The sequence below is a fragment of the Streptomyces sp. NPDC001508 genome (assembly GCF_040298665.1).
In the GTDB taxonomy this organism is placed as follows: Bacteria; Actinomycetota; Actinomycetes; order Streptomycetales; family Streptomycetaceae; genus Streptomyces.
On sequence record NZ_JBEPAP010000050.1, the window covers coordinates 40,053 to 61,440 of the forward strand.

19 protein-coding genes are annotated in these 21,388 nt (G+C 72.1%); 15 read left to right on the forward strand and 4 right to left on the reverse strand.

The window, feature by feature from the left end:
* The first annotated feature begins 21 nt into the window (after nucleotides 1-21).
* The 14 genes from ABT245_RS33245 to ABT245_RS33310 all read left to right on the forward strand — a co-directional run bounded on the left by ABT245_RS33245 (nucleotide 22) and on the right by ABT245_RS33310 (nucleotide 14,682).
* Nucleotides 22-465, forward strand: coding sequence for a phage tail protein (locus tag ABT245_RS33245; RefSeq protein ID WP_121890068.1), 444 nt, complete (start codon nucleotides 22-24; stop codon nucleotides 463-465).
* Nucleotides 465-920, forward strand: coding sequence for a hypothetical protein (locus ABT245_RS33250; RefSeq protein WP_351740949.1), 456 nt, complete (start codon nucleotides 465-467; stop codon nucleotides 918-920). The genes ABT245_RS33245 and ABT245_RS33250 overlap by 1 nt, the downstream gene beginning before the upstream one ends.
* Nucleotides 917-1,060 (forward strand): DUF6760 family protein, encoded by a 144-nt coding sequence (locus tag ABT245_RS33255; RefSeq protein WP_121890066.1) that lies wholly within the window; start codon nucleotides 917-919, stop codon nucleotides 1,058-1,060. The genes ABT245_RS33250 and ABT245_RS33255 overlap by 4 nt, the downstream gene beginning before the upstream one ends.
* A gap of 5 nt (nucleotides 1,061-1,065) precedes the next feature.
* Entirely contained in the window at nucleotides 1,066-2,961 is a 1,896-nt protein-coding gene (locus ABT245_RS33260) for a hypothetical protein (RefSeq protein WP_351740952.1), read from the forward strand.
* A gap of 64 nt (nucleotides 2,962-3,025) precedes the next feature.
* Nucleotides 3,026-3,460: a phage tail protein gene (locus tag ABT245_RS33265; RefSeq protein WP_351740955.1), complete on the forward strand. Its 435-nt coding sequence runs from the start codon at nucleotides 3,026-3,028 to the stop codon at nucleotides 3,458-3,460.
* 3 nt (nucleotides 3,461-3,463) lie between these two features.
* Nucleotides 3,464-4,276, forward strand: a complete 813-nt coding sequence (locus tag ABT245_RS33270) for a CIS tube protein (protein ID WP_351740957.1) — start codon at nucleotides 3,464-3,466, stop codon at nucleotides 4,274-4,276.
* A 10-nt stretch (nucleotides 4,277-4,286) separates the two neighbouring features.
* The gene (locus tag ABT245_RS33275; protein ID WP_351740960.1) at nucleotides 4,287-6,185 is read left to right on the forward strand and encodes a VgrG-related protein; all 1,899 of its coding nucleotides are present in this window, start codon (nucleotides 4,287-4,289) and stop codon (nucleotides 6,183-6,185) included.
* Between the two features lie 68 nt (nucleotides 6,186-6,253).
* Complete coding sequence (locus tag ABT245_RS33280; RefSeq protein ID WP_351740962.1) at nucleotides 6,254-6,535, forward strand: PAAR domain-containing protein; 282 nt, start codon at nucleotides 6,254-6,256, stop codon at nucleotides 6,533-6,535.
* On the forward strand, nucleotides 6,535-6,954 hold the full coding sequence (locus tag ABT245_RS33285) for a GPW/gp25 family protein (protein WP_351740965.1): 420 nt from the start codon (nucleotides 6,535-6,537) through the stop codon (nucleotides 6,952-6,954). Before ABT245_RS33280 ends, ABT245_RS33285 begins: the two co-directional genes overlap by 1 nt.
* Nucleotides 6,951-8,930 (forward strand): putative baseplate assembly protein, encoded by a 1,980-nt coding sequence (locus ABT245_RS33290; RefSeq protein ID WP_351740968.1) that lies wholly within the window; start codon nucleotides 6,951-6,953, stop codon nucleotides 8,928-8,930. Before ABT245_RS33285 ends, ABT245_RS33290 begins: the two co-directional genes overlap by 4 nt.
* Nucleotides 8,931-9,494, forward strand: a complete 564-nt coding sequence (locus ABT245_RS33295; protein WP_351740971.1) for a phage tail protein — start codon at nucleotides 8,931-8,933, stop codon at nucleotides 9,492-9,494.
* Between the two features lie 662 nt (nucleotides 9,495-10,156).
* Entirely contained in the window at nucleotides 10,157-10,681 is a 525-nt protein-coding gene (locus ABT245_RS33300; RefSeq protein ID WP_351740974.1) for a discoidin domain-containing protein, read from the forward strand.
* A gap of 235 nt (nucleotides 10,682-10,916) precedes the next feature.
* The gene (locus ABT245_RS33305) at nucleotides 10,917-12,680 is read left to right on the forward strand and encodes an endonuclease/exonuclease/phosphatase family protein (protein ID WP_351740977.1); all 1,764 of its coding nucleotides are present in this window, start codon (nucleotides 10,917-10,919) and stop codon (nucleotides 12,678-12,680) included.
* Nucleotides 12,681-12,711: 31 nt separating this feature from the next.
* Nucleotides 12,712-14,682: a phosphocholine-specific phospholipase C gene (locus ABT245_RS33310; protein ID WP_351740980.1), complete on the forward strand. Its 1,971-nt coding sequence runs from the start codon at nucleotides 12,712-12,714 to the stop codon at nucleotides 14,680-14,682.
* 399 nt (nucleotides 14,683-15,081) lie between these two features.
* On the opposite strand, the gene ABT245_RS33315 is transcribed toward ABT245_RS33310, so the two are convergent.
* The 4 genes from ABT245_RS33315 to ABT245_RS33330 all read right to left on the reverse strand — a co-directional run bounded on the left by ABT245_RS33315 (nucleotide 15,082) and on the right by ABT245_RS33330 (nucleotide 20,143).
* Nucleotides 15,082-17,352 (reverse strand): ATP-binding cassette domain-containing protein, encoded by a 2,271-nt coding sequence (locus tag ABT245_RS33315; RefSeq protein WP_351740983.1) that lies wholly within the window; start codon nucleotides 17,350-17,352, stop codon nucleotides 15,082-15,084.
* An 86-nt stretch (nucleotides 17,353-17,438) separates the two neighbouring features.
* The gene (locus tag ABT245_RS33320; protein ID WP_351740986.1) at nucleotides 17,439-18,206 is read right to left on the reverse strand and encodes an ABC transporter permease; all 768 of its coding nucleotides are present in this window, start codon (nucleotides 18,204-18,206) and stop codon (nucleotides 17,439-17,441) included.
* Entirely contained in the window at nucleotides 18,196-19,179 is a 984-nt protein-coding gene (locus ABT245_RS33325) for an ATP-binding cassette domain-containing protein (protein ID WP_351740989.1), read from the reverse strand. The genes ABT245_RS33320 and ABT245_RS33325 overlap by 11 nt, the downstream gene beginning before the upstream one ends.
* Nucleotides 19,180-19,258: 79 nt before the next feature.
* Entirely contained in the window at nucleotides 19,259-20,143 is an 885-nt protein-coding gene (locus tag ABT245_RS33330; RefSeq protein ID WP_351740992.1) for a siderophore-interacting protein, read from the reverse strand.
* Between the two features lie 115 nt (nucleotides 20,144-20,258).
* Between ABT245_RS33330 and ABT245_RS33335 the strand changes: the two genes are divergently transcribed.
* Nucleotides 20,259-21,101 carry a TetR/AcrR family transcriptional regulator gene (locus ABT245_RS33335; RefSeq protein ID WP_351740994.1) on the forward strand — a complete coding sequence of 281 codons (843 nt, stop codon included), beginning with the start codon at nucleotides 20,259-20,261 and terminating at the stop codon, nucleotides 21,099-21,101.
* Nucleotides 21,102-21,388: the final 287 nt, after the last annotated feature.

Here is a 21,388-nt window from a genome sequence, read left to right on the forward strand (position 1 = left end):
CCGCAGCATTAGGAGGCTGGCATGCCGCTCCCCGAACTCGACAGTTCCGTAGGACATTCCTTCGGCCTCGAATTCGACAGCGTTCTCATCAGGCAGATCACCGAGGTCAGCGGCCTGAAGATGGAGCAGGACGTCATCGAGTTGAAGCAGAACACCGCCGACGGCAAATACGCCATCAAGAAGCTCCCGGGCCGTCCCAAGGCCGGTGAGGTCACCGTCACCCGCGGTCTGACGGAGGACAACAGCTTCGAGCAGTGGGTCAAGGATTCCCGGTTCGGGAAGATGACCAACGCCCGCCGCAACGGCTCCATCATCGTCTACGACTACGAGGGCATCCCGATCAAGCGCTACAAGCTGATCAACGCCTGGCCCAAGTCGTTGGAGATCAGCACCCTCAAGGCCGGAGACACCTCCGTTCTCACCGAGAAGCTGTCCATCACCTACGAGAGCGTGGAAGTCGACTGATGCGGCGTACGATCGCGACGCCGTCCGCCGCCGAGCCCGGGGCCGCGGCGGCGACGGCGGACCGGGCCGGGCATGTCGACACCCTGCGCACCGAGTTCGCCTTCGAGCTGCCGCGCGGCTATGTGGACGGTTCCGGGACCGTGCACCGGGCCGGGGTCATGCGGCTCGCGACCGCACGCGATGAGCTGATCCCGCTCCGGGACGACCGGGTTCGGGAGAACTCCGCTTATCTGTCGGTGGTGTTGATCTCCCGGGTGCTGGTGCGGCTCGGCTCGATCGAGGACGTCCACCCGGGGATCATCGAGGACCTGTTCGCCTCCGACCTCGCCTTCCTGCAGGACTTCTACCGCCGTATCAACGCCGAGGGGCACACCCGTGCCGCGGTCACCTGCCCCTCGTGCCAGGAGAGCTTCGCGGTGGACCTGTCCGGCGGTGGTCGCCTGGGGGAATCATGACGTACGCGGCCGACCGGCTCCATGAGGAAGTCGCGTACCTCGCCTACCACTTCCACTGGTCCCTGGACCAGATCCTCGACCTTGAACACCCGGACCGGCTGCGGTACGTCCAGCACGTCGCCCGGCTCAACGAAGGGTGACCCGGATGGGATGGCTGTCCTGGCCGGCCGGCCGCCGCGGACGTGACCGGCATGCCGACGGTGCAAGCGGCCACGCCGCCGCGCCCGCCCCGGAGACGGGTCGTGCGCCGGTGCGGGCCGCCGGATGGCGTGACGTGCCGCCGCTCCAGCGTACGGTGGGCGCTCCCGCCCTGGTCACGGATCCGGTGGGGTTCCGTGGCTCCCTGGACACCTGGCGGGACGCATCCCTGCGCATGCCGCTCGGGCACCTGGTGAGCCCTCAGGCTCCGTCCGGGCTGGGCCATGGTCTCGCCACACCGGCCACACCGGCCACACCGGAGCAGACGCGGCAGACGCCGACCGTCGGCGGCGAAATCCGTCCCGACACCGCGCGCGGGGCACGGCCGTCGAACCCGCCGGTGCAGCGAGAGGCGGTGCCGAGCACCGCGGGCCCGGGGCCCACGGCCTCGATCGCACCGCTGGTCGCGGCCCGCCCACCGGCCATGCGGGTACGCCGGCTCACCGCTGTGCCCGTCGACGCCGTGCGCCCCGACACACCCGTGCCGCCGCCATCGCCACCGCCCGCCCGGCCATCGCCGTCACCGTCCGCGCCGTCCGCGCCGTCCGCGCCGTCCGCGCCGTCCGCGCCGTCCGCGCCGTCCGCGCCGTCCGCGCCGTCCGCAGCCTCCGCTCCGTCCGCGGCGCCGGTCCAGCGGGCCGCCGCGGCCGACCGCACCCGCTCGCACACCGTCGGTCTCGGCGAGCCGCTGGCCGAACTGCCGCTCACCGCACGGCGGGAGGACGCCGCCGGCACCGGCGCCCCGCCGACAGCGGACGAGCCCGGCGCCGTGACCCCGTGGCCAGGCCGTCCGTCGGCCGACTCGCCCGCCGGGCCGCTGCTCTTCGACGACCCGCTCGTCCTGCGCACGGCGGACACCGGCCCGCTGCCGGAGCCGAGGCCCGCCGAGGCCCCGGTACGGATTCAGCGGGCCGCCGCCGACGGGACACCGGCGGCACCCGGACCGGGCGCGGTGAGCGGGCCGCTGGCGCCGCTCGTCGCACAGCGTTCGATGCCGCTGTTCTCCGGTGTGCGGCCACCCGAGGCCGGCGACGCGCCGAGCGAGGCCGGGCAGCAGGTCGCCGTACCGGTGCGCTGGTCACGGCCCGATGACGGGTACGGGATCCAGGGCACCGGCGCCCCCGCGCGGGGAGCACCGGACGGCACCACCGGGGACTCGGTACGGTCCGTGCCGGTGCCGCTCGCCCAGCGGTCCGTCGCCGCCCCGGCCGCCACGATCCCTCTCCCGCCGACCGCCGCACGCCCGGCCGCACCCGCCGTGTCCCGGTCGCCGGCACCGGTCGACGCCGGCTCCGTGGCCGTCGCCGCCGGGGTGGCACAGCGCATGGCCGACGGTTCCGTCGTCTTCCGGCCGCCGTCCGCCGCGCTGCCCGTGCCCCCGGTTGCCGCCGCCGTACCGGCGGCCCCGCAGCCGTACACCTCCGTACCGCTCTCCGCCTCCGTACCGCTTACTGCCGCCCTGCCGCTTACCGCGTCCGTCCAGCGCGCCCGAGCCGTCGCGTCCACCGGGCCCGTCCGGTCCGTCCCGTCCGTCCCGTCCGTCCCGTCCGTGCAACGCGACGTCGGGACCATCCCGCCGGATCCCCCCGCTCCCCCGGATCCCCCGGTCCCGCCCGACCTGCCCGATCCGCCCGCCCCGTCGTCACCGGATCCCGTTCCCGGCGCCTCGGCCACCGCCCCGGCCGCCCCCGAAGAGCAGACCGGCCGGCCCGGCCCCGACGGCCCGCCGAAGGTGGACGACGCACTGGTCCGCGCCCTGTTCGCCCCGCTCAGCCGGCTGCTCAAGGCGGAGCTGCGGCTGGACCGGGAACGGGCCGGACACCTGATCGACACCAGGCACTGAACGGGCTGCGACCAGCCACCGACCGGGTGCGGACAGCACCGACCGAACACAGAGGAGGGACGGCATGGCCGTGACCGACGACCCGGCGGTCAGCGTCTGCTTCGTCGTCACCGTGGACGGCATCGAACTCGGCTCGTTCAACACCTGCGAGGGCCTGGGCTGCGAGGTCGTGCTCGAACAGCGCGAGGAGGGCGGCAACAACATGCATCTGTGGCAACTGCCCACCCGTCTGAAGTACCCGAACATCAAGCTGTCCAGGCCGCTGACCCGGGAGACCGAAAAGGTGGCCAAGTGGTTCGCGAGCATGACCACCGGGATCAGACGCAGGACGGCACACATCGAGGCACGCACCGGGGACGGACGGCCGGTGGCGAAGTGGGGGCTGCTGGAGGTGGTGCCGGTGCGCTGGACCGGGCCGGCGTTCAATCCGGAGTCCCCCAAGGTGGCCATGGAGACGATCGAGATCGCCCACCACGGCTTTGTCACGATGGAGGACTGACCCGTGGGTACTCCGGTGGCGTTCAGCGCGGCGGGCGCGGGGACGGCCGCCGCCCAGGGTGGCGGGGCCCGGCCCAAGCTGGAGCACGCGTACCTGGAGCTGCGTACTCCGCCGCCGGGCGGAAGCCTGACGCCCGGCGGGCCGTGCGGGCGGATCGACTTCCAGTTCAACCCCAAGGAGCTGTCCCTGACGAAGGCGGCGGCCTGGAAACGCACTCCGGCCAAGGGCGCGAAGAGCGCGGGGCCGCCGGAGTACCAGGGGCCGCAGCCCAGCAAGCTCACGGTGGAGATGTTCTTCGATGCGAGCGACACCCAGGACACCAGTGTGGTGACCGCGGTGGAGAAGCTGTTCGCGTGCTGTGTGCCGACGAGCGAGACAAGGCAGCAGCAGCGCTCCTCACCGCCCTGGGTGGTGTTCCACTGGGGCGGGCTCACCGGTTTCCCGGGTTACGTCAGCCAAGTGCAGGCGAAATACACCCTGTTCACCACGTCGGGCGTGCCGATCCGGGCGGTGTGCCAGGTGACCATGGAGGAGATCAGCGGGGAGACTCCCGGGCAGAACCCGACCTCGGGCGCCCTGCACGCACGGCGTGTGCACCGGGTGCGCACCGGGGACACGCTGGCGCTGCTGGCCTGGCGTGAGTACGGCGACCCGGCCGGCTGGCGGGCGATCGCGGAGGCGAACGGGATCGACGATCCGATGCGCCTGCCCGAGGGGCGCGAACTGCTGCTCCCGGCGCTGGACGAACTGGAGCGAGCGCAGGGGCGGCACGGCACGGGCGGTGCTCCCGGCGACGGACACGACAGGGGCCGGTGAGGCGAGCGTCATGGTCAATCAGAGTGTCGCCAAGTCCCTGCTGGTGGAGTTCGACGGCCGTCCGCTGTCCGCGGCCCTGGCGAACACCCTGGTCGAAGGGTATGTGGACGACAGCCGTACCCTGCCCGATCTGTTCCTGCTGCGGTTCCGCGACCCCAGCCGCATCCTGCTGGACCACACGGGGGTGCGGATCGGTACGGAGGTACGGCTGCTGGCCGGCGCCGACGGCGGTCCGTCGCCGCGTCCGCTGCTGACCGGGAGCGTGACGGCGCTGGAGGTGGAGATCGACGACACCGGGACCTACACCGTGGTGCGGGGGCTTGACGAGTCTCATCGTCTCTTCCGGGGCCGCCGGGTGGCGGGCTACCAGAACATGACGTTGGCGGACATCTGTGTCCAGGTGGCGCGGCGGGCCGGTCTGAAGCCGGGCACGATCGATGTGTCCGGCCCGGTGCTGGAACACGTGGCGCAACCCAACGTCAGCGACTGGGAGTTCCTCGGCTCACTGGCCGATCAGGCGGGTGTCCAGGTGTTTGTGAGGGACGGCCGGCTCCATGTGTCGAGGCCGACCGAGGCGGGCGGCGCCCCCGACACCTCCGCCCGCGCCGACCGCAACCCGCTGGTCCTGGAGATGGGTGACAATCTGCTGCGCTGCCGAGCAGGGGTGTCCGCCGCCGAGCAGGTCTCGGCGGTGGAGGTGCGCGGCTGGGACGTACGGGCCAAGCAGCCGCTGATCGGCCGCGCCGACGCGGGCTCCGCGGCGACGCTGGAGCTGGGGGTGACGGCGGCCGAGGTGGCACGGCCGTTCGGTGAGGCCGACTTCGTGGTGTCAGACGCGCCGTACGCGAACCAGGCCCAGGTGGACCAGGCGGCGAAGGCACTCGCCGCGCGGATCGCGGGGTCGTTCGCCGAACTGGAGGCGGTGATCCGGGGAAACCCGGAGGTGCGGGCGGGCGGCGCGGTCACCCTGGCCGGGGTCGGCGCCCCCTTCGAGGGCCGCTACACCGTGACGTCGTCGCGGCATGTGTTCGATCCGGTGCGCGGCTACGAGACCTGGGTGACGGTCTCCGGGCAGCAGGAACGCTCCCTGTTCGGACTGACCGGCGGCACGGGAGCCGGCACGGTGGCGGGGGCCCGGTGTTCGGGGCTGGCGAACGGCACGGTCACGGACACCAAGGACCCGGAGGGCCTGGGCCGGGTGAAGGTGCGGTTCCCGTGGCTGTCCGACGAGTACGCGAGCGACTGGGCGCGGACCGCGCAGGCGAGCGGCACCGGCGGCGGGGAGGCGTTCATCCCCGAGGTGGGCGACGAGGTGCTGGTCGGGTTCGAACAGGGCCATCTGGACCGTCCCTATGTCCTCGCCGGGCTCTACAACGGGCAGGACAAGCCGGGCGGCAGCGGCGGCGGGCCGGCGCCGGGAGCCGGTCCGCAGGCGGACGAGGCTGCCGGGGCGGTCGACCCGACCAGCGGAGCCGTCACCAAGCGTGCCTTCGGTGCCCGCAGCGGCGACCGGCTCGAACTGCTGGACGCCGCGAACGGACCGCAGGGCGTACGGCTGTCGACGGGCGACGGAAAGCTGAGGATCAACCTCGACCGCCGGGGCACCACGGTCGTGGTGCACAGCGACGGCACGGTGGAGATCGAGGCGAAGGAACAGGTCTCGATCAGCGCGGGCAGCGGGGTCGCGCTGGACGCGGGCGGCGGAACGCTGGAGCTGACCGGCGACTCGGTCCGGCTCACCGCCCGTACCGGCGTCCAAGTGGACGGCGGCAACGGCCCGTTGAAGCTCGCCACGGGCGGCACGGTGGAGGTACGGGGCGGCCAGGTGGCGGTGGACAGCACCACCAGGACCGAACTCAGGGGCGGTACCGCCCTGTCCGTCAACGCGCCTCTCGTACGCATCAACTGAAACGCGCCGCAAGCAACTCGTCGTCAGGAACCGCAGGAACGTGACGAACCAGGCAGGGGGCACAGCACATGCCAGCAGCCGCACGCGTCGGCGATCCCACCGGGCATCCCGGGGTGGTCGGCCCGCCCGGAGAGCCCACCGTGCTGATCGGCGGGCGGCCGGCGGCCACCGTGGGCACCCCGCACCAGTGCTCCTCACCCGCCGCGCACGCCCCGTCCGCGATCGTGCCGCCCGGCAGTTCCAGCGTGCTGATCGGCGGTCGGCCCGCGGCCCGGGTGGGTGACACGGCGGCCTGCGGAGCGCCGATCACGGCCGGGTGCCCGACCGTGCAGATCGGGGGCCGGAACTGATGTCACGTCAATTCATCGGTGCGGGCTGGGCCTTCCCGCCCCGCACGGACGCCACCGGCGGCATAGCGCTGGTCCGGGACGAACGGGAGATCGAGGAGTCGATCCGGCTGGTCCTCGCCACCTCGCCCGGCGAGCGTCCGATGCGTCCCGAGTTCGGCTGCGCACTCGGCGACTATGTGTTCGCGCCCGCGGACGCCGGTACGGCCGGGCAACTCGCCTACGAGGTGCGGCTGGCACTGGAGCGGTGGGAGCCGCGGATCGAGGTGGCGGACGTGGCCGTGCGGTTCGACGAGGCGGACAACGGGGTGCTGTACATCGTCATCGGCTACGCGGTACGCGGCACCAACGACCCGCGCAACCTCGTCTTCCCGTTCTATGTGATCCCGGACGGCGAGAGTACGGGCGGGGGATCGCGGTGACGCTGCCCAGCCCCAATCTGGACGACCGGCGTTTCCAGGGCCTGGTGGACGAGGCCAAACGGCTGGTGCAGCAGCGCTGTCCCGAGTGGACCGACCACAATGTGTCGGACCCGGGCGTCACCCTGATCGAGGCGTTCGCCACCATGGTCGACCAGCTCGTCTACCGGCTCAACCGGGTACCGGAGAAGAACTATCTGGCCTTCCTCGACCTCATCGGCGTACGGCTGTTCCCGCCGACGGCCGCCCGCGCCGAGGTCACGTTCTGGCTGTCCGCGCCGCAGCCCGACACGGTGCGGGTGCGGTCGGGTACGGAGGTCGCCACGGTGCGCACCGAGACCGAGGAGGCCGTGGTGTTCACCACCGGCCGGGCCCTGTCGGTGGTGCCGTGCGCGCTGTCCCATCTCGTCACCTGGCCGGCCGACGGCAACGCCGCCGACCGGTCGGAGGAGTTGGCGCTCGGCCGTGATGTGCCGTGCTTCAGTCCCGCGCCCGCCCCCGGGGACTGCCTCTGTTTCGGGCTGTCCGTCCCGGTGCCGGGCTGTGCGGTGGTGCTGCGGCTGGACTGCCGGGTGGACGGCGTCGGTGTCGACCCGCGCCGTCCGCCGCTGCGCTGGGAGGCGTGGGACGGCGCGGCATGGGTGGCGTGCGAGGTGGAGAAGGACGACACCGGGGGGTTCAACAAGGCGGGCGAGGTCATCCTGCATGTGCCCGCCGGGCACACCGCCTCGGTGGTCGCCGGGCGGTCCGGTGGCTGGCTGCGCTGCCGGCTGGTGGAGGCGGCGGCGGACCGGCCGACGTACGTGGCGTCCCCGACGGTGCGCAGGGCGAGCGCGTTCAGCATCGGCGGCACGGTGGCGGCCGCGCACGCCGAGACCGTGGCGGAGGAGGTGCTGGGCCTGTCGGAGGGGATCGCGGGGCAGGGCTTCCGGCTGGCCCGGCCGCCGGTGGTGGCGGGCGAGGAGCCGTTCGTGGTGGAGGTCGCGGAGGGGTCCGGCTGGGTGGAGTGGGCCCGGGTGGACGACTTCGCGCACTCCACCCCGTACGACCGGCACTTCACCCTGGACCCCAACTCGGGTCAGGTGGACTTCGGTCCCGCCGTACGGGAGGCCGACGGCACGCTCCGGCTGTACGGCGCGGTGCCGCCGAAGGGCGCCCCGGTGCGGGTGCGCTCCTACCGTACGGGCGGCGGGCACCGGGGCAACGTGGCGCGGGGCAGGCTGCGGGTGCTGCGCAGTTCGCTGCCGTTCGTGGCCCGGGTGGAGAACCGGCGGCCCGCGCTGGGCGGGGTGGACGGCGAAACGGTGGAGAACGCGCGGGTGCGGGGGCCGATGACGCTGCGCACCCTGCACCGGGCCGTGGTGCCGCGCGACTACGAGTTGCTGGCCCGTGAGGTGGCGCCGGACGCCGCCCGGGTGGCGTGCGTCCCGGCCGGCCCGGCAGATGACCGGCAGCCGGCCGAGCAGGGGGTCGAACAGGGCGTGGGTGTGCGGCTGTTGGTGGTTCCGGCGGGTCGGGGCGACGCGCAGGGACGGATCCGGTTCGAGGAGTTGGTCCCGCCGCGGGACACCTTGGCGATGATCGCCTCGTATCTGGACGAGCGGCGCCCGATCGGCACCCGGCTGGCCGTGGAGCCGCCGTACTACCAGGGCGTCACCGTGGTGGCCTCGGTGGTGGCGGCCCGTGGCGCGGCGGCCGACCGGCTGCGGGACGCGGCCCTGACCGCGCTGTACGGCTACTTCAACCCGCTGACGGGCGGGCCGGACGGACGGGGCTGGCCGTTCGGGCGGCCGGTGCACTCCGGGGAGGTGTTCGCGGTGCTGCAACGGGTGCCCGGTGTCGACCTGGTCGAGGACGTACGGCTGTTTCCGGCGGACCCGGTGAGCGGACAGCGCGCCGAGGCCACCGCGAGGATCGAACTGGACCGGCATGCGCTGGTGTTCAGCTACGAACACCGGCTCCGGGTGCGGGAGGCGTGAGTGCGCGAAGGACTTCCGGGGCTGCCGACGCCCCATCCGCTGCTGCATCAACTGCCCGCGGTCTACCTGGAGCAGCCGTTCGTCGAGCGGTTTCTGAGCGCGCTGGACGAGGTGCTGGCGCCGGTGCTGCTCACCCTGGACAATCTGCCCGCCCATCTGCATCCGCGTACCGCGCCCGAGGATCTGCTGGCGTGGCTGGCCGGGTGGGTCGCGGTGGAGGCGGACCCGGAGCGGCCGGTGCGCCGGCGTCGCGCCCTGGTGACCGGTGCGGTCGCCCGGCATCGCGCCCGCGGTACCCGGCACGGGCTGGCGGCGGCGATCCGGATGGAGACGGGTGTCGAACCGGAGATCGAGGAGAGCGGCGCCACGTCCTGGTCCGCCGAGCCGGGGTCGGCGCTGCCCGGGTCGGCGGGTCCCTGGCTGAGGGTGCGGCTGCGGGTGGCGGACGAGGGGGCCGTCGGCCCGGCGCGGGCACGGCTGGAGCGGCTGATGGCCGCCGAGGTGCCCGCGCATGTTCCGTACGCGGTGGACGTCGTCGTGGCATCGGACGGGACGGGTGCGTGATGGTCTGCCCCGAGTGCGGTCACCGCAATGCGGCGCGTACCCGCTTCTGCGGCTCCTGCCAGGCGTTTCTCGGCTGGGACGACGAGCCGCAGCCACCGGACGGCACGGCGCAGGGTACGGCGGCTCGGGCCGGCGACCGACCGCCCGACGCCGCGGCGCCGACCGCTCCCCCGCCCGTTCCGCCGGCCCCGCCCGTTGCGCCTCCCCCGGCTTCCCCTGCTCCCCCGGCTGCGCAGCCCGTGGGATCGCCGTCGCCCGCCCCCGTCCCGGCCCCCGCGCACGCTGAGGGCCCCACGGCGGCACCGGTGCGGCCCGGCGACCCCCGGCCCGACGACTCCGGGACCGGACCCGATCACCGCCCGGACCCCCCGGACACGGCGGTCACGCCTTCGTCCGCGGCGCCGTGGGCGCCGCCCCGGCCCCACACCGCGCCGCCCCCGTCCACCCGGCGCTGCCCGAGGTGCGGTCGGGAGAACCCGTACAGCCGTAGGCTCTGTGTCAGTTGCGGCGATCTGCTCGACCCCGCGCCGGCGCCGGCGCCGGATGCGGCTTCGCCGTGGTGGCGTCGGCTCGTGCCGGGCCGCCGGGAGCGTCCGCTGGCCGCCGGGAGCCGGCCCAGGTCCAGGCGTCGCAGGTGGCCCCGGCCGCGCCTGACGCTGCCGGTGCTGCTGCTCGTGCTCGCCGCCGTGGCGTGGCTGGCCCGGTCGTACCTGTCCGACGTGCTCACGTTCACCGAGGACCGCGCCGGTGACCCGAAACCGCTGCACCCGGTGAAGGTGAGCGCGTCCAGCGAGTCGCCGGCCCATCGGGCGCAGGCGGCCTTCGACGGGTTCAGCAACCGCTATTGGGCGCCCGCCGGCCGCGGGCCCGGCGCGGGCCAGTATCTGGACGCGGAGTTCGACCGGCCGGTGCGGCTGCGGAAACTGCTGATCACTTCGGGGAGTTCGGCGAAGGGGGACGAATTCCTCACCCAGGCACGGCCGTCGGAGATCACCGTCACCCTGGTGTCCGCGCAGGGTGAGCGCACCACCAAGGGAATCAACCTCAACGACGCGCCCGGCCAGCAGAGTTTCGATGTGCGCGGCTCGGAGGTGACTCGGGTGAGACTGACGGTGGACGCCGCTTACGGTGTCCGCGCCGACCGCCGGGTCGCCGTCGCCGAGGTGGAGTTCTTCGGCCGTCAGTGACCGCCCCGCATCGCTGCCGTGACCTTGTGGATGACCGCCTTCGGTGAACTCCGGCAGGGCACCGGCCCGCACACGGGATCTTCAGATTTCCGTCTGTTTCCCGAACTCCGGCAACCCGTCGTTCACGGTCCCGTCGCCGTGGCACTGCTTGCTGGGAGCGAAGTTATACAGACAACTTTCTTTGCTCACCCGGGCGCCGCCGCGCCGGTGTCCGGGGCGGAGAGGACCCACCACCATGCCGTCCCCCTCAGAGGTCGCCGCGTCCGGGAGCAGCATTACAATCGCCTCCGCGACGTCCCCGCAGCGCGGCGACAAACTGACCTTCACCTGGTCGACGGACGCGCCCGACGCGAAGAACTGGATCGGCGTCTACGACGGCGACCGGCAGCCCGGCAGCGGCAAGGGCTCGCTCGTCTGGGCGTATGTCTCCGGCTCCTCCGGGCAGACGACCCTCGACACCTCGGGCCTGAGCGGCGGCCCGTACACCGTCTATCTGCTGGCCAAGGACGGCTACGGCATCCTCGCGAGGACCGAGCCCTTCAGCTTCGCCGGCGCGCCCACCGGCGACTCGGTCAAGCTGACGACACCCACCCCGTACGAGGGCGACAAGGTCTCCTTCCACTGGACGACCGACGCGCCCCATGCGAAGAACTGGATCGGCGTCTACAACGGCGACCGGCAGCCCGGCCACGGCGCCTCCCTGGCCTGGGAGTACACCCCCGGGGCCGTCGGCGACATCACGATCGACACCTCGGGACTCAGCGGCGGCCCGTACACCGCCTATCTGCTGGCCAAGGACGGCTACGGCATCCTGGCCCGCACCGCCGCGTTCAGCTTCGCCATACGCCCCGTGATCCCCCGTCCGCACGCGGTGGTGGACGCCGTCACCACCGCCCCGCAGACCACGGGCACCGCCTTCTCACTGCGGCTGGGCGGCCTGTGGGTCAGGCCGGAGGGCAATGCCGCGGGCAGCGCCACCTTCGAACGGGTCGCGGGGGACCCGTGGTTGACGCTGTCGGCGGACGGCACGGTCAGCGGCAAGGTCCCCTCCGTCGCGCCGCGGACACCCGGCCGCGTGGTGGCCGCCGTCAGCGACAGCGCCGTGGGCGGCGACACCGTCACCGTCCAGGTGCCCGTGCGTACCTCACGGGACCGGCTGCGGCTCAAGGTCGCCACGCTGAACCTGTGGGACGCGGGCACCCACATCGACGGCTTCCTGGAGAAGCAGCTGCGGCTGGTGCTCACCCAGGGCCTGGACGTCGTCGCCCTCCAGGAGTGTGGTGACGACGGGGCCGGGAGGCTCGCCGGGGCGCTGGGCTGGCATGTGCACCAGGCCGGGGGGCTCGGCATCGTGAGCCAGTACCCGCTCACCGACGTCGTCGCGCCGACCGCGGCGCTCCCGGCCGCCGCGGCGACGCTGCGGCTGCCCGGCGGCCGCACGGTGCGGCTGTGGACGGCCCAGCTGGACGAGGCCGACTACGGCCCGTACGCGCTGCTGGCGGGACGGACGCCCGATCAGGTCGAGGCGGCGGAGCGGGGAACGACGCGCTACCGGCAGGCGCAGGCGCTGGTGGCCGCGATGCGGACGGATCTCGCCTCCCGCAACCCCCTGGTGCTGGCCGCCGGTCTCGCCTCGCCGTCGCACCACGACTGGACGAGCCGGACGGCGTCCGCGCACGCGGGAGTGGGGCGGGTCCGCTGGCCGGTCACCGAGGCCCTGGAGCGGGCCGGCCTCGTCGACGCCTACCGCGTCGCCCACCCCAACCCGGCGAAGACGCCGGGCACCACCTGGTCCCCCGTCCGGCCGCGACGCGAAGACGGCGGCACGGAACCCCAGGACCGGATCGACCAGATCCAGTACGCGGGCCGGTTGAAGGTCCTGGAAGCACACAGCCTGGTCACCGGCTGGCCCCGGCCGGTGCCGGACACCTCCGCCAACGGCTGGCCCTCCGACCACGCCGCCGCCGTCGTCACATTCTCCCTGTCCGCCCGCGGCTGACCACCGAAACGACCTGAAGGACCTTCCTCCCATGACTGAGATCAGCCGCCGCACCTTCATAGGCACCACCGCGGCCGGCGCCGCCGTCGCGGCCGGGCTCCCCGGCACCGCGGAGGCAGCCGGACGCGACACCCGGCACGGCAGCGTCGCCGACGTCAAGCATGTGGTGATCCTGATGCAGGAAAACCGCAGCTTCGACCACTACTTCGGCACGTTGAGCGGCGTGCGGGGCTTCGGCGACCGGCAGGCGAGCGTGCTCGCGAGCGGCGACACGGTGTTCCGCCAGCCCGACCGCGGACGCAAGGACGGCCACCTCCTGCCCTTCCGGATGGACACCACGAAGTACAACGCGCAGAACGCGGGCGGACTCCCGCACGACTGGGACACCGGGCACACGGCCGTGAACGGCGGCGCCATGGACAAGTGGGTCTCCGCCAAGGGCGAGCGCACCATGGGCTACTTCACCCGCGAGGACATCCCCTACCAGTACGCGCTCGCCGACGCCTTCACCCTCTGCGACGGCTACTTCTGCTCGCTGAACGGGCCCACCGACCCCAACCGCCTGTATCTGTGGACCGGCACGGCGGGACCCGGCGTCGACGGCACCACCGGCCCGTGGACCGACAACACCCCGGTCACGGACAACCCGGTGGCCGACTGGACCACCTACGCCGAGCGCCTGGAACAGGCCGGCATCAGCTGGCGCGTCTACCACAACCCCGATGGCTCGGACGACCGTTACGGCGACTACGACGACAACGCGCTGTCGTACTTCAAGCAGTTCCACGAGTTCCCCAAGGACGACCCGCGCTACATCAACGCCATGACGAAGTTCGACCTCACGGCGTTCGACCGGCACTGCAAGGACGGCACCCTGCCCACGGTCTCCTGGCTGGTGGCGCCGTACCTGTTCTGCGAACACCCCGCGGCCAGCCCCGACTACGGCGCCCACTGGGTCAACACCGCGCTGCAGTCGCTGTTCTCCAACCCCGAGGTGTGGAAGAACACCGTCTTCCTGCTCATGTACGACGAGAACGACGGGTACTTCGACCACGTCATCCCGCCGTTCCCGGAGCCGGGCACCAAGGACGAGTTCGCGAACGGCAAGCCCATCGGCCTGGGCAGCCGGGTGCCGCTGTGGGTCGTGTCGCCGTGGTCACGCGGCGGCTGGGTCAACTCCCAGGTCTTCGACCACACATCGGTCCTGCGCTTGCTGGAACGTGTCACCGGTGTGAAGGAGCCCAATATCTCCGACTGGCGGCGCACCGTCTGCGGCGACCTGACCAGCTGCTTCGACTTCAGCAAACCCGACTACAGCATCCCCGCCCTGCCGGACACGGTCGCGCTCATGGCGAAGGCGGACGCCGGCAACTCCCTGCCGGGCGTCAAGGTCCCCACGGAGCAGTCCATGCCGGGGCAGGAGGAGGGTGAGCGCCCGCACCGGCCGCTGCCGTACCGGCCGTGGGCCGATGTGAAGGTCGACCGCGGCACCGGCAAGGTCACCTGCACCCTCACCAACGACGGCAGTGTCGGCTACCACTTCACAGTGCTGCCGAACATCGCCCTGCCGTTCACCGGCACGCCGTTCACGGTCCCGCCGCGTTCGTCCCGCACCTACGTCTGGGACGCGGCGGCCACCGACGGCCGCTACGACTTCTCCGTGTACGGCGCCGACGGGTTCGTCCGCCGTTTCTCCGGCACCCTCGTCCGTGCGGACCAGGACGATGTGGCGGTGCCGGCGGTCACTGCGGCCCTGCGGCACTTTGGGCGGCCCGAGAACGCGACGGTGGACTTCGACCTCCGCAACGACGGCGGCAGCGACGTGGCGTTCACGCTCACGCCGAACGACTTCGCCGGCAAGGAGCAGACCGTGTGGGTCCGCGCGGGCCACCGGGCACGGCTGACGTGGCGCACCGACGACGGACGGTACGACGTCACCGTCACCGCGGGCAGCGGCACCCGGTTCGCCCAGCGCTACGCGGGAACCGTGCACGCGGGATGAGGAGGCCGCCTGCCGGTGCGCCCGGGCCGTGACGGCGGCCGGTGCTCCCGGGCCACGACGGCGGGCGGTGCTGCCGCGCCGTGACGGCGGCCGGTGCTCCCGCCTGCCTGCCGCCTCCGGTCGAAGGCGTCCACGATGACGGCGGCCGGTGGCGGGCGGACGGCGGTCCGCCACGGCGCTGCGTTCCCCCTGCCACCGCTGGGGGGGACGCGGCGTCCACGGTGCGATGGGGCGCAGCGCACGTTCATGAAGCGGCACCGCCCGGTGCTCACCGCAGCTCACAACGACGCGGTGCCGGCGGGTCGGGGGTTGGCGGACATGGAGATCGGTGCGCCCGAGCCGCCTCATCCGGCGCGACGAGCACATCGGCTCACGACGTTGCCGCCACGGCCCCGATGATCAGACGCGGCCCGCATGCGAGAGGTCCTGGCGGAGGTGCGCGGCGGTGTGGGAGTCGGTGGACTTCAGAAGATCGGCCGGAGTTCCCTCGCACAGGATGCGTCCGCCGCCGCTGCCCCCTTCGGGGCCGAGGTCGATGATCCAGTCGGCGCTCCTGACGACGTCGAGGTTGTGCTCGATGACGATGACCGTGTTGCCCTGGTCGACGAGGCGCTCGATGATGCCGAGGAGGCGGTGGACATCCGACATGTGCAGACCCGTGGTGGGTTCGTCCATGACGTAGACGCTTGCGACGCGGTGCAGGTCGGCCGCGAGCTTGAGGCGCTGGCACTCGCCGCCGGACAGGGTGCTGAGCGGCTGGCCGAGGCGAAGGTAGTCCAGCCCCACCTCGTTCAGGGCGTGCAGGACGGGGCGGAGCTTGGGCTCCGTGAAGAAGTCCGCCGCCTCGGCCGTCGTCATCTCCAGGACGTCGCTGATGGATCTGCCCCGCAGGCGGTGGCCGAGGACGTCCTCGGAGAAGCGGCGGCCTCGGCAGACCTCGCACACCGACTTCAGCGTGTCCATGAACGCCAGGTCGGTGTAGAGGACGCCGAGCCCCTGGCAGTTGGGGCATGCGCCCTTGGAGTTGGCGCTGAACAGGGAGGCGCTGACCTTGTTGGCGTTGGCGAACAGTTTGCGGATCGGGTCCATCAGGCCCGTGTAGGTGACGGTGTTGGAGCGTCGGCTGGTGGTCACCGCCGACTGGTCGATGACGATCGCGTCGGGGTACCGGCTGAGGAACTCCTCGTTGACCAGCGTGCTCTTGCCCGATCCGGCCACGCCGGTGACGACCGTCAGGACACCGGTGGGGAAGCCGACCGTCACGTTCTTGAGGTTGTGGCTCGTCGCGTCGGTGACGGTGAGCGTCCCGGTGGCGCGCCGGGGTTCGGTCTTGAGGGGCAGTCGGTGCTGGAGGTGGCGCCCGGTGAGGGTGTCGGCACGGGTGAGTGCGTCAAAGCTGCCCTCGAAGACCACTTCACCGCCGAGCGTCCCGGCTTTCGGGCCCATGTCGACCACATGGTCCGCGATGGCCATGACGTCGGGGTCGTGCTCGACCACGAGCACCGTGTTGCCCTTGTCCCGCAACGCGATGAGGAGTTCCTTGAGCCGGTGCACGTCCCGGGGGTGCAGGCCGACGCTCGGCTCGTCGAACACGTACAGCATCTCGGTGAGACTGCTGGACAGATGCCGGACCATCTTGATCCGCTGGGACTCGCCGCCCGAGAGCGTGCGGGTCTCCCGGTCCAGGCTCAGGTAGCCGAGTCCGATGTCGACCAGGTGGTGCAGACGGATGGTCAGGTCGTCCAGGACCGGTTTCACCCGCGGCAGGTCCAGCTCCGCCAGGACGTGTGCGAGGTGCTGGGTCTCCATCGTGGTGAGGTCCGCGATGTGGTGGCCGCCGATCCGGGTGGCCAGCGCGGCGGGCGCGAGGCGGGTGCCGTCGCAGTCGGGGCAGGAGGCGATGCGGGCGAACCGCTGGAACACCCGGCGGCCGCGCTCGGACATGTCCTCCTTCTTGACGTAGAGCCGGGTGAACTTGTCGACGAGGCCCTCGTAACGGACGTTGAGGGTGTTGCCCTGCCAGAGGAGGCGGAGCTTGTCCGGCAGTTCGCCGTGCAGCAGCAGCTGCCATTCCCGCTCGGTGAAGTCGGCCAGCGGCTTGTCGTTGTCGAACAGGCCGGACTCCACATAGCTCAACCAGTACCAGCTGTCGGTGGAGAAGTCCGGGTGCAGCAGCGCGCCCTGGTTCAGGGACCTGGTGCGGTCGAGGAACGCGTCGAGGTCGAGGCGGACGGTCGTGCCGAGGCCCTCGCAGGTGGGGCACATGCCCTGGGGGTCGTTGAAGGAGAACGCGCTCGGTGGCAGGCCCGCGGGATCGCCTGCCCGGGAGAACAGCAGACGCAGCAGCGGGTTGATGTCGGTGACCGTGCCGACGGTGGAGCGCGGGTTGCCGCCCAGGCGTTTCTGGTCGATGACGACGGCCGCGGAGATGTTCTCGACGGCATCCATGTCCGGCCGCCCGTGGTCGGGCAGGAAGGTCCGGACGAAGGCGCTGAAGGTCTCGTTGAGCTGCCGCTGGGCCTCCGCCGCGAGGGTGTCGAACACCAGGGACGACTTGCCCGAGCCGGAGACACCAGTGAAGACGGTCAGTTGCTGTCTCGGGATCCGAAGCGAGACGTTCTTGAGGTTGTTCTCCCTGGCACCGGTCACCTCGATGGCGTCGTTCCTCACACGTGCTCCTTGCTGGTGCGGGTGGGCTCCCCCTCCGGGGGATGTAAGGGGGAGCCCGGTCTCGGGTAGGCCTGCGGGCGGTGCCGTCAGGCGTTCTCCTTGCGGAAGGTCCGCGTGCCCCACAGCAGGGCGAGGACGGCCATGACCAGCAGCACGAGGGAGCCGGTCAGCAGCCCCGTGGCGCTCATGTCCCCCCGGAACGCCGCGCGTTCGGCGTCGACCACATGCGTCAGGGGGTTGATCCGGGCCAGGTTGTACAGCCAGCCGGGCGCCAGTTGCTCGGAGACCGGCAGCAGCACCCCGGACAGCAGCAGAAGCGGCAGGAGCACGGCGTTCATCAGCGCGGGGAACGCGGCCTCGCTCCTGAGAACCATCGCCAGTGCGTACGATCCCGAGGACAGCGTGATGGCCAGGACCGCGGCGATCGCCAGGCTGAGCAGCAGCCCGGTCGGTGAGGCGTCGAGGTCGAAGACGAGCAGCGTCACCAGCACGATCAGTACGGACTGCGCGGTGGCCTGCACGGCCTGGGCCAGGACCTTGCCGAACAGCAGGGCGGCTCTGCTCGCGGGCGTGCCGCGGAAGCGGTCGACGACGCCGACCCGGTACTCGGTGAGCAGTCCCACCCCGGCGAAGGAGCCGCTGAACAGTGCCGTCTGGACGATGAGGGCCGGGGTGAGGACCTCCCAGGCGCCGCCGGGCGGGAACCCGGGGGTGTGGTCGACCACGGACACCATGAGGGGTCCGAACAGGAACAGGTACAGGAGCGGCTGCATGATCCCGATGAGCAGCCAGGTCGGGCTGCGCAGCGCGAGCTTCATGTCCCGCACGAAGATCAGTTGGGTGTCACGCAGCATGCGCGGCCTCCCTGGCCTGGGGCGCGGGGTCGCCGTCCCGCAGGGAGCGTCCGGTCAGGCTGAGGAACACGTCGTCGAGGGTGGGCCGGTTGACCTTGACCGAGGCCATGGTGATCCCCTGGGCGTCGAGGGTGCGCAGCAGTTCGGGCAGGGCGGCGTCGCCGCGGGGCACCCGGAAGCGCACCGTGTCGCCTTCGACGCTCACCTCGGTCGCGCCGGTCAGCCGCCCGGCGACGTCGGCCGCCTCCGCGACCTGGTCGGTCACCTCGATGGTGATCGCGTCGCCGGCGACCCGGGCCTTGAGTGCGTCGGGGGTTCCCTCGGCGACGATCGTGCCGTGGTCGGTGACGAGGATCCGGTCGCACAGCGCGTCCGCCTCGTCGAGGTAGTGCGTGGTGAGGAAGATGGTCGTGCCCTGCTCGGAGCGCAGGCGGCGGACGTGGTCCCAGAGGTTGGCCCGGCTCTGCGGATCGAGCCCGGTGGTGGGCTCATCGAGGAAGACGAGCGTCGGTTCGTGGACCAGTCCGAGAGCGATGTCGAGCCGGCGGCGCTGACCGCCGGAGAGCGTCTTGACGGGGCGCTGGTCCAGGTCGGCGAGGTCGAGCTGCTCGGCGAGCAGGGCCCCGCGCCGTCTGGCCTCGGACCGGGACAGGCCGTAGAGCCGGGCCTGGAGTTCGATCTCCTCGGCGACCCTGGACTCGGGCCAGGTGGCGCCGCCCTGGTGGACGCAGCCGATCCTGCGCCGGACGCCCTGGGGGTCCGTCAGCAGGTCGCAGCCGGCCACGGTTCCGGTTCCGCCGGTGGGGCGCAGCAGGGTCGTGAGCATCCGTAAGGTCGTGGTCTTGCCCGCTCCGTTGGGGCCGAGGAACCCGACCACCTCCCCGGGCGCCACGTCGAAGTCGATTCCTTTGACCGCTTCGACACTTTGGCCGCGCACGGTGAACCGGCGGGCGAGTCCTCGTACTGTGATCATGAAATCCTTCTCTCGGCCCGGCGGTCGTCCGGCCGCCTCGCGGCGCCCGGCCGGGATGCCGGCTCCGGCGCGCGGCTCGTCAGGACTGGCCATCGGCCGCCGCCTGGTACTCGGCGAGGCGCTCCTGCGCCTCGGCCATGTCGTCGGCGGTCGGGGCGTCGTCCTGGGTGAGCTTGACGCGCCAGTAGCCGCTGAAGTCGATCGCGCGCTTGTCGAGCCCCCGGTCGTTGACCAGGTGGCGCCGCAGGGCCCGGACGACGCCTGCCTCGCCGGCCAGCCAGGCGAAGGGGCGCCCGGGCGGGAACTCGGCGCCGCGGACGGCGTCGATCAGGGCTTCGCTGCGGCCGGCCTGGGTTCCGTCGCGGTGCAGCCAGTGCAGGGTGACGTCGCCCGCCGTCCGGAAGGTCTGCTGCTCGGCGCGTTCGGCGACCTCGATGTAGACCTGGGCGCGGGTCCGCTCGGGCAGGGCCTCCAGCAGGGTGCCGATGGCGGGCAGTGCCGTCTCGTCGCCGGCGAGCAGCAGCCAGTCGGCGGAGGTGATCGAGTCCGTCAGGGAGACCGGTCCGGCGTAGAGCGCGGAGGGGCCGACCATGCCGAGCCGGTCGCCTGGGCGGGCGGATCCGGCCCAGGCGCTGGCCGGGCCGCCGTCGCCGTGCAGGACGAAGTCGACCTCGACGGTGTTCGTCCCGGGCACGCGCCGGCGGAGGGTGAAGCTGCGCATCCAGGGCCGCTCGTCCTCCGGAATGGCCAGAAATGCCTGGTACCAGCCCGTCGCGTCGTCGCTCTGCTCCGGCAGGACGGGGCGCGCCTGGCCGGGCCGGGGGAAGCAGAGCTTGAGCTGCTGGTCCGGGGTCAGGCCGACGGAGTCGTCGAGGTGGTCGGCCTCGAACGTCACGCGGGCCATCCGCGGTGTGATGCGTGTGATGTCGGTGACCTGGATGAACGTGACGGGGAGCTCTGCCATCGAAAACCTTCCACGAACGTACGGGCATACCGGGGCGGGCGGACGCCCAGCTGGTATCCTTACAGCGTAAAGAGATGCGTCGGTGAGGTTACTTTATACAGTAAGGAGTTGCAAGGTGGTTGTTTTCGCCGGACAGGGTGATGTCCGCCGATCCATGTCCCTGCTCTGGCGATCGGCTGAATCGGGCGGGCCTGCTCCCAAACCCGGCCCCAAACCCGGACTCGACGTCGACACGATCGTGGCCGCGGGTGTCGCGGTGGCGGACGAACAGGGAATGGCGGCCCTGTCCATGCGGGCGGTCGGGACCCGGCTCGGGCGGACCGCCATGGCGCTCTACACGTACGTGCCGAGCAAGAGCGAACTGGTCGACCTCATGCACGACCGGGTGCTGGCCGAGCTGCCCACGGAGTACGACACGAGCGTGGGATGGCGCCCGGCGATCACCGCCTGGGCCGACGACGCCTGGGCGTTCTATCTGCGCCACCCCTGGGTGCTCCAGGTCTCGCAGGCCCGTCCCGTACTCGGGCCGAACGAGTACGCACGGCTGGAGACGGTGGTGCGGATCCTGGGCGGAATCGGCCTGGAACCCCTGCACGTCAGACGGGTCATCGCGGTGTTGTTCCAGTTCGTGCGGGGCATGGCCCTGGTCGCGACGGAACACCGGCAGGCGGCGCCGGACACCGGGGTGCCCGATGAGGAGTGGTGGGCGCAGCGGTCCGCGCTGATGGCGGAGTTCGCGCCGGACTTCACCGAGCGCTTCCCCGCCCTCGCGGCCCTGGAGTCGACCGCGACTCTCGCCGCCATGACCGAGGCGGAGGCGGGTGGCGCCGCGTCATACATGGAGCAGGAGGCGGGGGAGGCGTTCCGGGTGGGCCTGGAGCTGATCCTCGACGGCGTCGAGGCGGCGGTGCGGACGAACTCCGACGGCCCGCTCCACGCCTCGGCCGGCACCCCCTGACGGGGTCGTGGGGGGGGGGGGGGGGGGGGCCCGGCCGGGCCCCCCCCCCCCCCGCCCCCCCCCTGGGGGGTGGGGGCGGGCCGGGGGGGGCCCCCACGATTCGGCACCTGCCGCACTCCCGAAGCGATCGGTATCAAAGCCGATTGCACCCCAATCGGCCATCTCCGGCCGGAAATATTCATTGACGGCATCTCGGACGGTGACTACCATTTTTTGAGCTTGCTTCCTTGATGGCTCGAGGACGCGATGAATGGTGCGAGATGCATCATGCCCCGATTTCAGGAGAA

What these genes read in the sequence shown, in the direction of transcription:
- ABT245_RS33320 (WP_351740986.1), bottom strand. Translation starts at nt 18,206, where the DNA reads ATGCTGCGTGACACCCAACTGATCTTCGTGCGGGACATGAAGCTCGCG.
- ABT245_RS33325 (WP_351740989.1), bottom strand. Translation starts at nt 19,179, where the DNA reads ATGATCACAGTACGAGGACTCGCCCGCCGGTTCACCGTGCGCGGCCAA.
- ABT245_RS33265 (WP_351740955.1), top strand. Translation starts at nt 3,026, where the DNA reads ATGGCCGTGACCGACGACCCGGCGGTCAGCGTCTGCTTCGTCGTCACC.
- ABT245_RS33285 (WP_351740965.1), top strand. Translation starts at nt 6,535, where the DNA reads ATGTCACGTCAATTCATCGGTGCGGGCTGGGCCTTCCCGCCCCGCACG.
- ABT245_RS33305 (WP_351740977.1), top strand. Translation starts at nt 10,917, where the DNA reads ATGCCGTCCCCCTCAGAGGTCGCCGCGTCCGGGAGCAGCATTACAATC.
- ABT245_RS33250 (WP_351740949.1), top strand. Translation starts at nt 465, where the DNA reads ATGCGGCGTACGATCGCGACGCCGTCCGCCGCCGAGCCCGGGGCCGCG.
- ABT245_RS33330 (WP_351740992.1), bottom strand. Translation starts at nt 20,143, where the DNA reads ATGGCAGAGCTCCCCGTCACGTTCATCCAGGTCACCGACATCACACGC.
- ABT245_RS33255 (WP_121890066.1), top strand. Translation starts at nt 917, where the DNA reads ATGACGTACGCGGCCGACCGGCTCCATGAGGAAGTCGCGTACCTCGCC.
- ABT245_RS33310 (WP_351740980.1), top strand. Translation starts at nt 12,712, where the DNA reads ATGACTGAGATCAGCCGCCGCACCTTCATAGGCACCACCGCGGCCGGC.
- ABT245_RS33260 (WP_351740952.1), top strand. Translation starts at nt 1,066, where the DNA reads ATGGGATGGCTGTCCTGGCCGGCCGGCCGCCGCGGACGTGACCGGCAT.
- ABT245_RS33280 (WP_351740962.1), top strand. Translation starts at nt 6,254, where the DNA reads ATGCCAGCAGCCGCACGCGTCGGCGATCCCACCGGGCATCCCGGGGTG.
- ABT245_RS33245 (WP_121890068.1), top strand. Translation starts at nt 22, where the DNA reads ATGCCGCTCCCCGAACTCGACAGTTCCGTAGGACATTCCTTCGGCCTC.
- ABT245_RS33275 (WP_351740960.1), top strand. Translation starts at nt 4,287, where the DNA reads ATGGTCAATCAGAGTGTCGCCAAGTCCCTGCTGGTGGAGTTCGACGGC.